Raw genomic sequence first — 12,692 nt, 5'->3', positions numbered from 1 at the left:
CAATTCGCTGGTGGAACAGCCGCCGCGTGGCGATCGGGCTAGGTGCCGGGCACGGGACTAGTTCGGAAGAACTAGCCCGGCCGGCGGCACTGGTGACAGGGTCAGCAGGGCATGGGCGCGTTGCGGCGCGCGTAGTGCCACCATGTCACCAGCACGCAGCTGACGTAGAAGGCGATAAAGCAGTACAGCGCGGCATCCGGTGCGCCGGTCAGCTCCAGCGAGGTGCCGAAGCTCTTGGGGATGAAGAAGCCGCCATAGGCGCCGATGGCACCCGAGAAACCGAGCACGGCGGCGGATTCCTTGCCGGCTTCCTGCAGCGCCTGCCGCTGCGCGGCATCGCCCTTGCCCCTGGCGGCGCGCTGGCGCTCGGTCAGGAAGATCACGGGGATCATGCGGAAGGTCGAGCCATTGCCGATGCCGGTCAGCGCGAACAACGCGATGAAGGCGGCCAGGAAGAAGGTGAAGTTGCCGCCGGCGCCGTCATGCGGCAGCGTCGCCAGTACCGCGAACACTGCCGCGATCATGCCGACGAAGGTCCACAGCGTGACGCGCGCACCGCCGAGCTTGTCGGAGATCCAGCCGCCCACCGGCCGCGTCAGCGCGCCCACCAGTGGCCCCAGGAAGGCATAGGCGGTCGGGTTCACTCCGGGAAACTGCGACTTGGTCAGCAGCGCCAGCCCCGCCGAGAAGCCGATGAACGAGCCGAAGGTGCCCACGTACAGCCAGCACATCAGCCAGTTGTGCTTGCGCTTGAAGATCACGGCCTGCTCGGCAAACGATGCCTTGGCATCCGCAATGTCATGCATGCCGAACCACGCCGCCAGCGCCGAGACGATGATGAACGGCACCCAGATGAAGCCGGCGTTCTGCAGCCACAGGTCATGCGTGACACCGTTGGCCTGGTACTGCTGCGGCTCGCCGCCAAGCGCGCCGAAGATGGCCACCGACACCACCAGCGGCGTGACGAACTGCACCACCGACACCCCCAGGTTGCCGATGCCCGCATTCAGCCCGGTGGCCAGCCCCTTCTTCGCCTTGGGAAAGAAGAAGCTGATATTGGCCATCGACGAGCTGAAGTTGGCGCCGCCCAGCCCGCACAGCAGCGCCAGCACCAGCAGCGTCGGATAGCCGGTGGACGGGTCGCGCAGCGCGAAGCCCATGCCCAGCGCCGGGATCAGCAGCAGCGCGGTGGAGATCGCGGTGAAGCGGCGCCCGCCGAACACCGGCACCAGGAAGGAGTAGAAGATGCGCAGCGTGGCGCCGGACAGCGCCGGCAGCGCGGTCAGCCAGAACAGCTGGTTCTTGGTGAACTGGAAGCCGGCGCGGTCGAGGTTGACCGCGACCACGCTCCACAGCATCCAGACCACGAAGGCCAGCATCAGCGCCGGGATTGAGATCCACAGGTTGCGGTAGGCGATGCGTTCGCCCTGGGTTTGCCAGAAAGCCTTGTTCTCGGGCTCCCAGCGGGTGAGTACGGAAGATGACATGACAGTGTGCCTTGGTTGTTTGCGTGACAGGGGCCGTCAGGCGGCCTGGGTGAGGCCGACGGCCTGTTCTTTGCGCCGGCGCTCGCCGCGCTGGCTGTAGTGCATCCACACCAGGCTCACGCACACGGTGCCGTACATCAGCATGAAGCAGCTGCTGCGCACGCCGGTCAGGTCGGCCAGCACGCCGAACAGGATCGGCAGCACGAAGCCGCCCAGCCCGCCGGCCAGGCCCACCACGCCCGAGACCGCGCCAATGTTGTGCGTGAAGTCGTTGGAGATGAACTTGAAGACCGAGGCCTTGCCGATGGCGAAGGCGATGCCGACCACGAACAGCAGGGAGGTGAAGACGGTGGGCGTCAGCGCGATGCGGAAGGCCTGCGGGCCGCTGATGGTCTGGATGATGAAATCGGTCTGCGGATAGCTCAGCAGGAAGAAGCCGACCCAACTCACCCACATCACCCACCAGGTGGTGCGGTGCGCGCCGTAGCGGTCGGAGATCCAGCCGCCGATGGCGCGCAGCACGCCGCCGGGCAGCGAGAAGCAGGCAGCCAGGAAGGCCGCGGTCTTGATGTCGAAGCCGTATTCGCCGATGTAGTACTTGGTCATCCACAGCGACAGGCCGACATAGCCGCCGAACACCACCGAGTAGTACTGCGAGTAGCGCCACACGCGCGGGTCGCGCATCACGGCGAGCTGCTCGCGCCAGCCGACGCTGGACTTGACCAGGTGGGCCGGGTTGCTGCGCGAGAACACCCAGAACAGCACGGCCGTGATGAGCATCGCCACCGAGTACACGCGCGGCACCACGGTCCAGGTGCCGGCGGCCAGGATCATCGCCGGCGCGACGAACTTGGTCAGCGCCGCGCCCGAGTTGCCGGCGCCGAAGATACCCATCGCCAGCCCCTGGCGCGAGCGCGGGAACCAGCGCGCCACATACGGCGTGCCGACCGAGAACGAGCCGCCGGCCAGGCCGACGAACAGGCCCAGCACCAGCAGCTGCCACAGCGTGTGGGCATACGAGATCAGCCAGATCGGGATCACCGTGGCCAGCATCAGCACGAAGAAGACGATGCGGCCGCCGTAGCGGTCGGTCCAGATGCCCAGCGGCACGCGGATCAGCGAGCCGCTCAGCACGGGGGTTGCCGCCAGCAGCCCGAATTCGGTGTCGTTGAGGCCGAGTTCCTGCTTGAGCGGAATGCCGAGAACGGCGAACAGCATCCAGACGGCAAAGCAGATGGTGAAGGCGAAAGTGCTCGACGCCAGCGTGATTGCGGCACCGGTCGGTACGGGTTCCGGCGCGCGTGGTTGGGTGGCCATGGCCATGCTCCTGTGTCAACTTTGGCGGGGGTGATGCCAGAGTAGGGGCGGCCACTGGTGCTGCCTATTCGCCGGCCGCACAGCGCACGCGGGTGCGCAGCCTGCCTTTGGAGGTAGTTCTACCGGCGGAGGTCGTCGGCGCGGCGGCGGTGCTATCGTGCAGTCAGCGTGAATGGCATCCGTTTGCGCACCTGCGGCAAACCGTGCGCCGGATCAAGAAGCCGGCGCGCGCCGCATCACCCGATTCCCGTAGCCAGCCATGGACACCATCCCCATCCTCCCCGCGCGGCGCTCGCCGCCCCCCGGCAAGGCACCCGCCGGGCCGCCGCCGCGCGGCTTTGCCTTGTTTGCGCTGGGCTTCCGGCCGTTCTACCTGGGCGGGGCGGTGTTCGCCGCGCTGGCCATCGCGGCGTGGTCGGCGATGCTGGCGGGCGTCGCCGCAGCCGGCCCGGCGCCGGTGATGCCGGCGATGTTCTGGCATGCGCACGAGATGGTGTTCGGCTTTGCCGCGGCCATCGTGGTGGGCTTCCTGTTCACCGCGGGGCGGGCCTGGACCGGCCAGCCGACGCCCACCGGCGCCGCGCTGGCCGCGCTGTTCCTGCTGTGGCTGGCCGGGCGCGTGGGCATGTGGGTGGCGCCGGGCACGGCGGCCTTCGTGATCGAGGGCGCGTTCCTGCCGCTGGCCGCGCTGGCCTTCACGCGCACGCTGGCCCGCGCCGGCAACCGCCGCAACTATCCGCTGGCCCTGGCGCTGTGGCTGCTGGCCACGGCCGATATCGCCAGCCTGTGGCTGCAGGCGCGCGGCCATGACGCCGGTGCGATGCTGGCCTGCCGCGCCGGCGTGGCGCTGGTCACGCTGTTCGTGGTGGTGATCGGCGGGCGCGTCATCCCGATGTTCACGACCAACGCGATCCCCGGGTTCCGCCTGCGCCAATACCGGCAGGTGGACCGCATGGTGGTGCCGGCCGCAGTGCTGGGACTGGCCGCGGGGCTGCTGCCCTTGCCGGGCTGGCTGGCGGCGGCACTGTCATTGCTGGCCGCGGCGGTGCTGGCCGTGCGCGTGGCTGGCTGGCGCAGCCATGCGGTGGGCAACCGGCCGATCCTGTGGGTGCTGCACCTGGCCTATGCGTGGCTGCCGGTGGCGCTGCTGCTGCAGGCGCTGGGTGCGCTGGGGCTGGTGATGGCGGGGCTGGCGACGCATGCGTTCACGGTGGGCGTGCTCGGCGTGGCGATCATTGCCATGATCACGCGTACCGCACTGGGCCACACCGGCCGCATGCTGGTGGCCGGCCGCGCGGAAACCGCGGCGTACTGGCTGGTGGCTGCGGCAGCGGTGTTGCGCGTGTTCGGGCCAATGCTATGGCCGGCCGGGTATTTGCATTGGATCTGGGGGGCGGGTGCGTGCTGGGTGGCGGGGTTTGCTCTCTATGCGCTGACCTATGCACCGCGGCTTGCGCGCCCGCGGGTGGACGGCAAGCCGGGCTGAAGCGCGGGATCAGGGGCAGGCTTGCGCCACGGACACGGCGAGCTGTTGTCCGATGCGGCGCTGGCGGGCTTTGGCATCGCCCTGCATTCCACCTGGCATGTCAGCGCCGATCTGCGCGCCTTTGTCGATTTCCTGGCCGGGCGCTTCGGCGACAACCCGCCGTGGGAGCAACCCGACGGCGGGTGAGCCGGCCCGCGCTAGGCGGGCGGATGCACCGCCGCGCGTCGGTAGTCGCCCGGCGTCATGCCGGTCCAGCGGCGGAAGGCGCGGAAGAACGAGTTGGCATCGTCAAAGCCGAGCCGGAACGCGATTTCTCCCAGCGACATCGTGCCCCCGGCCAGGTAGCCGCCAGCCAGGTCGCGGCGCGCCTCCTCGCACTGCGTGCGAAAACTCGTGCCCGCCGCCATCAGCCGGCGCTGCAGCGTGCGCTCGCTGATGTCCAGGTGGCGTGCCACCGCGGCCAGGCTGAGGGCGCGATCGCCGGCGAGCGCCTGCAGGGCCGCGCGCACATCGTCCAGCGAAGCGGACGCCGGCCGCGCTGCGCGCGTGGCATGGCCCGCGCCCGGGCCGGCCGGTCCGTTGCGCACGCGGGCAGCGAGGCGCAAGGCCAGGTCGCGGCGGCCGAATACGATCGCGTCTTCCGGCTCGCCAAAGCGCACCGGGCAGTCGAATGCCTCGGTATAGCGCAGGTGCCAGTCCGGCTGGCCGATGCGCAGCGACACCCGCAGCGGATGCAGCGGCTTGCGCGTGAACTGGCGTCCGAAGGCCAGCAGCGAGCACAGCTCCATGTCGATGCGCGGGCGGGTGTCGGGCGCCTCGGGGTCGCTCGGGCGGATGCAGACCCAGGCTTCGTCGCCCTGGCGGCGCAGTTCGATGCGGTCGCCGGCGAGTAGCTTCTGGTAGCGCGCGATGCGCCGCAGCGCGGTGCCCAGCGACGGCCCGGCCATGGCCGGCAGGCCCGCCAGCCCGAGCAGGTCGGTCTGCATCCGGCTGCCCAGCCACAGGCCGATGGTTGGATCGCCGGTGGCGCGGTAGACCGCGCAGAGCACGTGGCAGGCCTGTTGCGGGCCGGCCGCCGGCATGGTGGGCCTGAGGTCGCTGGGGTCGGAGTCGGTGTCGGATTCCGGGGCAGGCGCGAGTCCCGATACGTCGTAGCCGCCGTCACGCAGTGCGTGCAGCAGGTCACGAGGCAACGGCCCGGCCTGGATAGGCTCTTGTTGTGTCATTGTCATTATCTGGCTGGCAAGTTGGCGCAAGTGCGCCAGTGCAGCCCCCGGTAACAACGAGATTACGCGGTGCCGGCGCCCCCTTCAAGGGCATGCGGGGGGACGAAGTGTGGCCTGGGCAGCGCAACGGCGTGGTAGCGGCGGGCGGTGCCGTACCGTTGCCGGATTCCGGGACGCCTGCAACCCGTTGCCTAAAATTTGGGCGCTCCGGTGGGTTCCCGCACAGACCGGGGCTTTCGGGGAGGGTAGGGGGAGGATATCCACAGATTCTGTGGATATCACATGGAGGTTTTCAACATGGGTTTGTGCGGGCTGCCGCAAGGCACCAGATATGGGTATGCTGGGTAGTTTGAGCGCGCGGCATCTGCGCAGCCGGGCCTGCCCGCGCTGTCATCGTGTGGCATCCCTGCCGGATTTGCCGCCATCGTGCCGCCAACGCCCGCTGTTGGCCCAATTGCGACTCTACCTGCCCGCCGCCATGCGCCATGACCGGTCGTCCGCAGTCCTGCCTCGCCTTGCCTTGTTGCCGATGCTCGCCGCCGCGCTGGCGCTGTCCGGCTGCGTGGCGCAATACCGGGTGCCCGCCGGCGCCCCGGCCGCCAGCGTGCGGCTGCTGACCAGCACCGACGACAACACTTCGTTCACCGTGGTCGATCCGGCCAAATGCCCGGTGCCCGCGCGGCCGCTGGTGCTGGCGGGAACCGGCAGGCAGTTGTCTGCGATGGGGCGGGACCGGAGCCTGGACATGGCCGGGCGCTCGCCCGAGCCGCCGGAGCGCACGCGCGAGCGGCTGGTGGAGGCGGGCCGGCGCATCTACGTGGCGGTGACGTCGGCCGCGGTGCCGCCGCTGCCTGAGCTGCGTTGCGCGGCGGGCGTGTCATTCGTGCCGGTTGCCGGCGGCCAGTATGAGATCCGCTACCAGCGGGACGAGACCGCGAGCCAGTGCTCGGCGCAGGTATTGCGCATGCAGCCGCTGGCCGACGGCGGCGCGCGCCTGACGGCGGAACCGACCCAGCAGGGCTTCAGGGCGCTGCGCAAGGACTATGTCTGCCAGGCGCAGTGACGCGCCCGGCAGACCGATAGCACCATCGATTGAAGCGGGCGTTTGAAGCAGGCGCCCGCTGGCCACGCAGGCGGCTTACTGCTCGATCAGGAAACGCTCAGGGCGCTTGCCCAGCCATGCCGGCGCACGGCCGCGGCCCGACCAGGTCTTGCCGGTCTTGGGGTCCATGTACTTCGGCGGCAAGGCGGATGCAGGCTTCTTGGCGCTCGAACCAGCCGGGCGGCCACGCTTGCGGCGGGGCAGGATGTCTTCGGCGGTCAGGCCGTATTCAGTCATCAGGTCCCGGATTTTGTCGATTACGCCGGCGACTTCCGTCGCACGCACTTCATTCAGCTTGGCTTCCAGCGCTTCCTTCTCAGCCAGGAGTTGCTTGTATGTCGCCATTTATATCCCCTTTCTGCAAATAGGCCGCTGCATGGTACTAGAAGTTGTGGTGTCGGTTCACCTAAAAAAAATTTTACAAAAAATAACGGAGAATGCACGGACTGATTGTTTGCCGGCCTGAAATGCCGGTTGCACAGCCCACGATGCAGCCGGTATTGGGCGGTTCATTGCCCGTTTTGCCTGCATTTAAGGACAATGAAAATACGCACGAGCGGGGGCTTTAGCGCCTAGACTGCTTGTCTGCGCCCGGCGCAGCCCCCCTGACACGACTACCGGAGCCCCTGATGAGCCAGCAGATCTTTGTCAATTTGCCCGTCCGCGACCTGCAAAAGTCGATTGCCTTCTTTACGCAGTTGGGTTTTTCCTTCAATCCGCAATTTACCGACGACACTGCCACCTGCATGATCGTCGGCGACAACATTTTCGTGATGCTGCTAACGGAAGCCAAGTTCCGCAGCTTCTCGCCCAATGAAATCTGCGATGCGCGGAAAGCGACGGAGGTGCTTGTTTGCCTGTCGATGGAAACCCGTGCCCGCGTGGATGAAATGGTCAATGCCGCGGTCGCGGCGGGTGGCAATACTTACAAGCCGCCGATGGATTTGGGATTCATGTACGGGCATGGATTCCAGGATCCGGATGGCCATGTCTGGGAACTGGTGTACATGGATATGGCCGCAATGCAGGCCGGGCAATGAAGGCGATTTAGCGAAACCCCATTCACCATCCGCGGGACCTTTCAGGCAAGCCACCAAAAAAAACAGCCCGGGAAAGCAGGAAGCCCGGGCTTGAAATCCACCTGGATCACGGTGGAGGAGACATCTGGTTGTCAGCGTCCCGGGCGTGGCGCCCGGGACGCGGCAGTAGGCTTCGGCAGGGTCAGATGGCCCAGCCCCCGGCATAGAACGCAGCCAGCACGACCGCGATGGCCACCGTGCCGACATTGAGCTTGCGCCATTCGCCAGCCACCACGCGGCCCACCACCAGGGTGCAGAAGCCCAGCATGATGCCGGTCACGATATTGCAGGTCAGCACGATGAACACGGCGCAGACCAGGCCAGCCATCGCGTCGACCATGTCGTCCATGTGCAGGCGGCTCACGCTCGACAGCATCAGCAGGCCCACGTACATCAGCGCGGGCGCGGTGGCGTACGACGGCACCAGCCCGGCCAGCGGCGAGAAGAACATCACCGCCACGAACAGCAGCCCCACCACCACCGCGGTCAGGCCGGTCTTGGCGCCGGCGGCCACGCCGACGGTCGACTCGATATAGGCCGCGGCCGGAGCGCCGCCGAACATCGCCGAGAAGATCGAGCTGACCGAATCCGCGGTCAGCGCGCGCCCGCCGTTGTGGATATGGCCGGCGGCGTTGAGCTGGCCAGCTTGTCCGGCGACAGCGCGGATCGTGCCGGTGGCGTCGAACACCGCGGTCATCACCAGTGCCAGCACGCTCGGCAGCACTGCGGCCGTCAGCGCGCCGCGCACATCCATGGCGCCGATCAGCGATTCATGGCCGGGTGCGCTCAGCGACGGCAGCGCGAACACGCCGGTGAACTTCACCGCCGGGTCGAAGGCCAGGCCCAGGGCGGAGATCGCGATGATCACCAGCAGGATGCCGCCCGGCACCTTGCGGCGCTCCAGGCCGAAGATCGCGGCCAGGCCCAGCACCGACATCACCACCGGGAACGAGGTGATCTTGCCCAGCGACACCGGCAGGCCGGGGTGAGCGTTCTTGACCACCAGGCCGACTTCATTCGAGGCGATCAGCAGCAGGAACAGGCCGATGCCGATGCCGGTGCCGTGCGCCACGCCGGCCGGCAGGTTGCGCAGGATCCAGGAGCGCACCCCGGTGACGGAGATCGCGGTGAAGATCACGCCCATCAGGAACACGGCGCCGAGCGCGACCGCCGGCGACAGGCCCTGCCCCAGCACCAGCCCGAAGGCCATGAATGCGGTCAGCGAGATGGCGCAGCCGATGGCGATCGGCAGCTTGGCCCACAGGCCCATCAGCAGGGAGCCGAAGGCGGTGGTCAGGCAGACCGCGACAAAGACCGCGCTGGTGTCGAAGCCGGCCTTGCCCAGCATGCCGGGCACGACAAAGACGGCGTAGACCATCGCCATGAAGGTGGTCACCCCGGCAATCACTTCCTTGCGCTGGGTGCTGCCGCGCGCGGTGATCTCGAAGAACGCGTCGAGCCGGCTCCGGACTTCGGGGACTTGGGGGCGTGCGGCATCGGCTTCCGTCGCGGGCGACGGATAGGGCTGTTCGATCATGATGAGCTGTCTCCTTGCGGGCGCTGCAACGTCCGTCGTACGGACTGTCGTCAGGCTTGTCTCACGTGGTTCTGGTCTGGGCTGGAGGCGCAAACCTGGCCAACCCGCTGTTATCGGTGTGCCGCTTGTCGGTGCCTCTGCGGGCGCGATCCGGGCAAGGCTGAAGGCTAGGTGACCACGCGCCATGCATCATCACCGGCAGACAATGCGCGGCATGTGCATCGAGGAATATCGAATGTGACGATTGAGCGCCTTTGATTGACGGATTGGCATCGGGTAGCGCTTGCGGCAGGTGGCCATTATCACGCACCCCATATACGGCCTATAGGTACAGACCCGCATGATTCAGGCGCAACTTCTCTATACTAGGGATAATCCTTAACTGCCTCCCGAGTCGGGCCGAACCACGGCTGGATGTGCTTCGTGAGGCGTACCAACTTCCATCCCAACCGGAAAGGATATTCGCCATGCAAGTACTCGCCGACACCCTCTATCGCCAGCCAGCCCAAGCCAAGGCATCGAAGCCCGCCGCCCAGCCGGCACGCGATGTTGCCTACTACGCCCGCGTGGGCGGTGGCCAATCGCTGGCCGCGCGGGTGCGCGCTTACTTTGCCCAGGGCTGGACCCTGTACGCAGCCAACGCCCGCGAAGCCGCGCCGATCCGCTGGCTGTAAGCGGGCGCGCTGCCTCAGTACATGCCAGTGCGGGCCATGAACGCGTCCAGCGTCCAGCCGCGCCCGAGCAGCAGCATGCGCGTATGCAGGCCCTCACGCACGGGCGCATCGACGGCTTGGCCCAGCCAGGTCAGCGTCTTGTGGCGCAAGTCCACATAGCCCATCGGGTGATCGGCGGCCAGCGCCTGCCATAGGGCGTTGGCGCCGGCCGACTGGCGCGCCCCGCTCAGCAGGCACAGCCCGCCGTCCAGCGCCCAGCGGTACAGCGCCCGAGCCAGGCCGCGGCGCTGGTAAGCGGGCGCAAACTTTGTGTGTGGCGCCCGTACCCATGGGTCGGCCCGGCGGCCGACCTCGATTAGCCGGTTGAAAACGGTATAACCGGCCAGCCGGCGCTGCATCACATCTTCCACATACACGTAGTACTCGCCATCGGCCTCGCGATAGCGCAGGCGCAGGCCTGGCGTGCCCGCGGGCAGCGCCGGCATCGCATGCAGGCGGTCGCCGGGTTGGCCGATGCGGTCGTGCAGGGCACCCAGCTCGCGTTCGATATCGCCCGGCGCCAGCTCAACGTCGATGCGCAGTTCGAGCGCGCGCGGCAAGGCCGGCGCCGGCAGGCGCAGGGCATGGAAATTCACCATGGCAAGACTCCGCCGGGGCTCAGGGATTGAGGATCAGGTAGAGGGCGGCAAGCGCCACCATGGCGCAGAAGGTATGGCGGTAGAGCGGGGACATGTCTGGCTTTCTCCTGGCTGCATGATCAAGCGGGTGCCGGATGGCATCCGCGACATGGGCCGTGCGGGAAAGCTCAGGACTGGAGGGTGGCGCCCCGAGCTGCCCGCACGGCCAGGAAAAGCACGGCGCGGCGGACCTGGGCGTACGCGTGGAAGCGGTCGGCCAGGTCGATGGCGACGCCCGGGCGCTGCGCCGCGCGCACGCATGCCGCCGGCAGGGCCGGGCGGTTCAGGGTGGCGAAGCGGACAGTGCGAAGCATGGGTGTCGGGGCGCGAAAGCATCGGGGAACATTGCTTATGCCACACTTCGCGCCCAATGTCCAGCCAAGTCACCGGCTTCCGCATTTAACTCCGTTCTACTTCGTAGTCTTTGTGGCCATCGCCGACCTGCCGCCGACAGCTTCGGTCATCCTTCAATTGTGAACACTGTCTACATGTACTAGACTCGGAAGCATCGTTCGCCGGCCTTCTTGCAGGAGCCATGATGACGACTTCCCCCATTCCCGAAACCGATACCGGCCCCGTCAGGCTGCTGGTGGCCACCACCAAGGGCGCCTGGTTCCTGACCAGCGACGCCGCGCGCCGCAGCTGGCAGCTCGAGGGCCCGACATTTCTCGGCCATACCATCCACCATATCGTGCAGGACCCGCGCGACCCGTCGCGCATGCTGATGGCGGCGCGCACCGGCCACCTGGGCCCGACCGTGTTCCGCTCCACCGACGGCGGCCGCAACTGGACCGAAGCCGCGCGACCGCCCGCCTTCGACAAGGCGCCGGAGGGCGAGACCGGCCGCGTCGTCGACCACGTGTTCTGGCTCACGCCCGGCCATGCCAGCGAGCCCGGCACCTGGTACGCCGGCACCTCGCCGCAGGGGCTGTTCCGCAGCGCCGACCATGGCGCGACCTGGGAGCCGGTGTCCGGCTTCAACGACCACCCGAACTGGCGCACCTGGACCGGCGGCGAGCAGGACGGCACGCCCGACGGCCCCAAGATGCATTCCGTGCTGGTCGATCCGCGCGACGCGCGCCACCTGTATATCGGCATGTCCAGCGGCGGCGTGTTCGAGAGCACCGACGGCGGCGCGGACTGGAAGCCGCTGAACCGCGGCAGCCTTGCCACCTTCCTGCCCGATCCCAACCCCGAATACGGCCAGGACCCGCACTGCATGCTGCAGCATCCCGCCGACCCGGACATCCTGTACCAGCAGAACCACTGCGGTATCTACCGCATGGACCGCCGCGAAGGCGTGTGGAAACGCATCGGCGAAGCCATGCCGGCGGAGGTTGGAGATATCGGTTTCCCGATCGTCGCCCACCGCCGTGATCCGCGCACGGTGTGGGTATTTCCGATGGATGGCAGCGACGTCTGGCCGCGCGTCAGCCCGGGTGGCCGCCCCGCGGCCTATGTCACCCGCGATGCTGGCGAGACCTGGCAGCGCCAGGACCGCGGCCTGCCCGCCGAACAAGGCTGGTTCACCGTCAAGCGCCAGGCCATGGCCACCGACGGCCACGCGCCGGTGGGCGTGTACTTCGGCACCACCGGTGGCGAGATCTGGGCCAGTGCCGATGAAGGCGAGGGCTGGCAATGCATCGCCCGCAACCTGCCGCAGGTCTACGCGGTCACCGTGGCGCGCCCTGCCTGAATGCCATCAGCCGACCGGAGAACTTCCATGCAGGTCCGTATCGCGACGCCGCTCTTCTCCTATACCGGACAGCGCGAATACGTCGAAGCCCGTGGCGCCAGCATTGCTGAACTGCTCGACGACCTCGACCGCCAGTTCCCCGGCATGCGCTTTCGCATCGTCGATGAGCAGGGCAAGCTGCGGCCGTATATCCGCGTCTTCGTCAACCGCACGCAGCTGATGCGGCTGGATGCGGCGTTGAAGGAAACCGACGAGGTGCATATCCTGCAGGCGCTGGCGGGCGGCTAAGAACCCGTTTCAGCATGAAAAAGGGGACGCGTTCAAGCCAGGCGCAGCGCAGGCTAGGCGCGGGCCGCCGGCCTTGGTCATTCCAAGGTCAAGGCCCGCAACGACGCATGCGCCGCGCCTGGC

General features: G+C 67.8%; 14 protein-coding genes. 7 read left to right on the top strand and 7 right to left on the bottom strand.

Translation table 11 applies throughout. The features are described from left to right. Positions 1 to 101: 101 nt before the first annotated feature. Together AC07UK_RS37200 and AC07UK_RS37195 are read right to left on the bottom strand one after the other, a co-directional pair. Positions 102 to 1,487 (bottom strand): NarK family nitrate/nitrite MFS transporter, encoded by a 1,386-nt coding sequence (locus AC07UK_RS37200; RefSeq protein ID WP_436224738.1) that lies wholly within the window; start codon positions 1,485 to 1,487, stop codon positions 102 to 104. A gap of 36 nt (positions 1,488 to 1,523) precedes the next feature. Further along, entirely contained in the window at positions 1,524 to 2,804 is a 1,281-nt protein-coding gene (locus tag AC07UK_RS37195) for an MFS transporter (RefSeq protein WP_494688105.1), read from the bottom strand. A 259-nt stretch (positions 2,805 to 3,063) separates the two neighbouring features. Here AC07UK_RS37195 and AC07UK_RS37190 point away from each other — a divergent pair, with 259 nt between their 5' ends. Both AC07UK_RS37190 and AC07UK_RS37185 read left to right on the top strand, forming a co-directional pair. Beyond that, positions 3,064 to 4,290 carry an NnrS family protein gene (locus AC07UK_RS37190; protein WP_436224740.1) on the top strand — a complete coding sequence of 409 codons (1,227 nt, stop codon included), beginning with the start codon at positions 3,064 to 3,066 and terminating at the stop codon, positions 4,288 to 4,290. Between the two features lie 21 nt (positions 4,291 to 4,311). Beyond that, positions 4,312 to 4,476 (top strand): AraC family transcriptional regulator, encoded by a 165-nt coding sequence (locus AC07UK_RS37185; RefSeq protein ID WP_013953852.1) that lies wholly within the window; start codon positions 4,312 to 4,314, stop codon positions 4,474 to 4,476. 11 nt (positions 4,477 to 4,487) lie between these two features. Here AC07UK_RS37185 and AC07UK_RS37180 read toward each other — a convergent pair whose 3' ends face one another. Then, complete coding sequence (locus AC07UK_RS37180) at positions 4,488 to 5,516, bottom strand: AraC family transcriptional regulator (protein WP_436224741.1); 1,029 nt, start codon at positions 5,514 to 5,516, stop codon at positions 4,488 to 4,490. Positions 5,517 to 5,961: 445 nt separating this feature from the next. Here AC07UK_RS37180 and AC07UK_RS37175 point away from each other — a divergent pair, with 445 nt between their 5' ends. Further along, the gene (locus AC07UK_RS37175; protein WP_436224742.1) at positions 5,962 to 6,579 is read left to right on the top strand and encodes a hypothetical protein; all 618 of its coding nucleotides are present in this window, start codon (positions 5,962 to 5,964) and stop codon (positions 6,577 to 6,579) included. A 75-nt stretch (positions 6,580 to 6,654) separates the two neighbouring features. Here the strand turns inward: AC07UK_RS37175 and AC07UK_RS37170 are convergent, their stop codons facing one another. After that, positions 6,655 to 6,963: an H-NS histone family protein gene (locus AC07UK_RS37170; protein WP_010810880.1), complete on the bottom strand. Its 309-nt coding sequence runs from the start codon at positions 6,961 to 6,963 to the stop codon at positions 6,655 to 6,657. 284 nt (positions 6,964 to 7,247) lie between these two features. Here AC07UK_RS37170 and AC07UK_RS37165 point away from each other — a divergent pair, with 284 nt between their 5' ends. Next, positions 7,248 to 7,658 carry a VOC family protein gene (locus tag AC07UK_RS37165; RefSeq protein WP_114134788.1) on the top strand — a complete coding sequence of 137 codons (411 nt, stop codon included), beginning with the start codon at positions 7,248 to 7,250 and terminating at the stop codon, positions 7,656 to 7,658. A gap of 181 nt (positions 7,659 to 7,839) precedes the next feature. On the opposite strand, the gene AC07UK_RS37160 is transcribed toward AC07UK_RS37165, so the two are convergent. Further along, positions 7,840 to 9,234, bottom strand: coding sequence for an NCS2 family permease (locus AC07UK_RS37160; RefSeq protein ID WP_436224743.1), 1,395 nt, complete (start codon positions 9,232 to 9,234; stop codon positions 7,840 to 7,842). Between the two features lie 467 nt (positions 9,235 to 9,701). Here AC07UK_RS37160 and AC07UK_RS37155 point away from each other — a divergent pair, with 467 nt between their 5' ends. After that, complete coding sequence (locus tag AC07UK_RS37155; RefSeq protein WP_114134786.1) at positions 9,702 to 9,908, top strand: hypothetical protein; 207 nt, start codon at positions 9,702 to 9,704, stop codon at positions 9,906 to 9,908. A gap of 14 nt (positions 9,909 to 9,922) precedes the next feature. Here the strand turns inward: AC07UK_RS37155 and AC07UK_RS37150 are convergent, their stop codons facing one another. Together AC07UK_RS37150 and AC07UK_RS37145 are read right to left on the bottom strand one after the other, a co-directional pair. After that, positions 9,923 to 10,546, bottom strand: a complete 624-nt coding sequence (locus AC07UK_RS37150) for an N-acetyltransferase (protein ID WP_494688104.1) — start codon at positions 10,544 to 10,546, stop codon at positions 9,923 to 9,925. A gap of 167 nt (positions 10,547 to 10,713) precedes the next feature. Further along, positions 10,714 to 10,899, bottom strand: coding sequence for a glycosyl hydrolase (locus AC07UK_RS37145; protein ID WP_436224745.1), 186 nt, complete (start codon positions 10,897 to 10,899; stop codon positions 10,714 to 10,716). Between the two features lie 221 nt (positions 10,900 to 11,120). On the opposite strand from AC07UK_RS37145, the gene AC07UK_RS37140 reads away from it, so the two are divergent. After that, positions 11,121 to 12,281 carry a beta propeller repeat protein gene (locus AC07UK_RS37140; RefSeq protein WP_436224746.1) on the top strand — a complete coding sequence of 387 codons (1,161 nt, stop codon included), beginning with the start codon at positions 11,121 to 11,123 and terminating at the stop codon, positions 12,279 to 12,281. A 27-nt stretch (positions 12,282 to 12,308) separates the two neighbouring features. Continuing rightward, the gene (locus AC07UK_RS37135) at positions 12,309 to 12,569 is read left to right on the top strand and encodes a MoaD/ThiS family protein (protein ID WP_013953842.1); all 261 of its coding nucleotides are present in this window, start codon (positions 12,309 to 12,311) and stop codon (positions 12,567 to 12,569) included. The last annotated feature ends 123 nt before the right edge of the window (positions 12,570 to 12,692 follow it).

This window comes from Cupriavidus sp. GW821-FHT07C08 (assembly GCF_059419025.1).
Note: the sequence above shows the minus strand (reverse complement) of the source record. Positions and strands in the feature narration are given on the sequence as shown.

Excerpts from the sequence above, each read along its gene's own strand:
- AC07UK_RS37200 (WP_436224738.1), bottom strand. The coding sequence starts at position 1,487 with ATGTCATCTTCCGTACTCACCCGCTGGGAGCCCGAGAACAAGGCTTTC.
- AC07UK_RS37195 (WP_494688105.1), bottom strand. The coding sequence starts at position 2,804 with ATGGCCACCCAACCACGCGCGCCGGAACCCGTACCGACCGGTGCCGCA.
- AC07UK_RS37190 (WP_436224740.1), top strand. The coding sequence starts at position 3,064 with ATGGACACCATCCCCATCCTCCCCGCGCGGCGCTCGCCGCCCCCCGGC.
- AC07UK_RS37180 (WP_436224741.1), bottom strand. The coding sequence starts at position 5,516 with ATGACACAACAAGAGCCTATCCAGGCCGGGCCGTTGCCTCGTGACCTG.
- AC07UK_RS37170 (WP_010810880.1), bottom strand. The coding sequence starts at position 6,963 with ATGGCGACATACAAGCAACTCCTGGCTGAGAAGGAAGCGCTGGAAGCC.
- AC07UK_RS37165 (WP_114134788.1), top strand. The coding sequence starts at position 7,248 with ATGAGCCAGCAGATCTTTGTCAATTTGCCCGTCCGCGACCTGCAAAAG.
- AC07UK_RS37160 (WP_436224743.1), bottom strand. The coding sequence starts at position 9,234 with ATGATCGAACAGCCCTATCCGTCGCCCGCGACGGAAGCCGATGCCGCA.
- AC07UK_RS37155 (WP_114134786.1), top strand. The coding sequence starts at position 9,702 with ATGCAAGTACTCGCCGACACCCTCTATCGCCAGCCAGCCCAAGCCAAG.
- AC07UK_RS37150 (WP_494688104.1), bottom strand. The coding sequence starts at position 10,546 with ATGGTGAATTTCCATGCCCTGCGCCTGCCGGCGCCGGCCTTGCCGCGC.
- AC07UK_RS37145 (WP_436224745.1), bottom strand. The coding sequence starts at position 10,899 with ATGCTTCGCACTGTCCGCTTCGCCACCCTGAACCGCCCGGCCCTGCCG.
- AC07UK_RS37140 (WP_436224746.1), top strand. The coding sequence starts at position 11,121 with ATGATGACGACTTCCCCCATTCCCGAAACCGATACCGGCCCCGTCAGG.
- AC07UK_RS37135 (WP_013953842.1), top strand. The coding sequence starts at position 12,309 with ATGCAGGTCCGTATCGCGACGCCGCTCTTCTCCTATACCGGACAGCGC.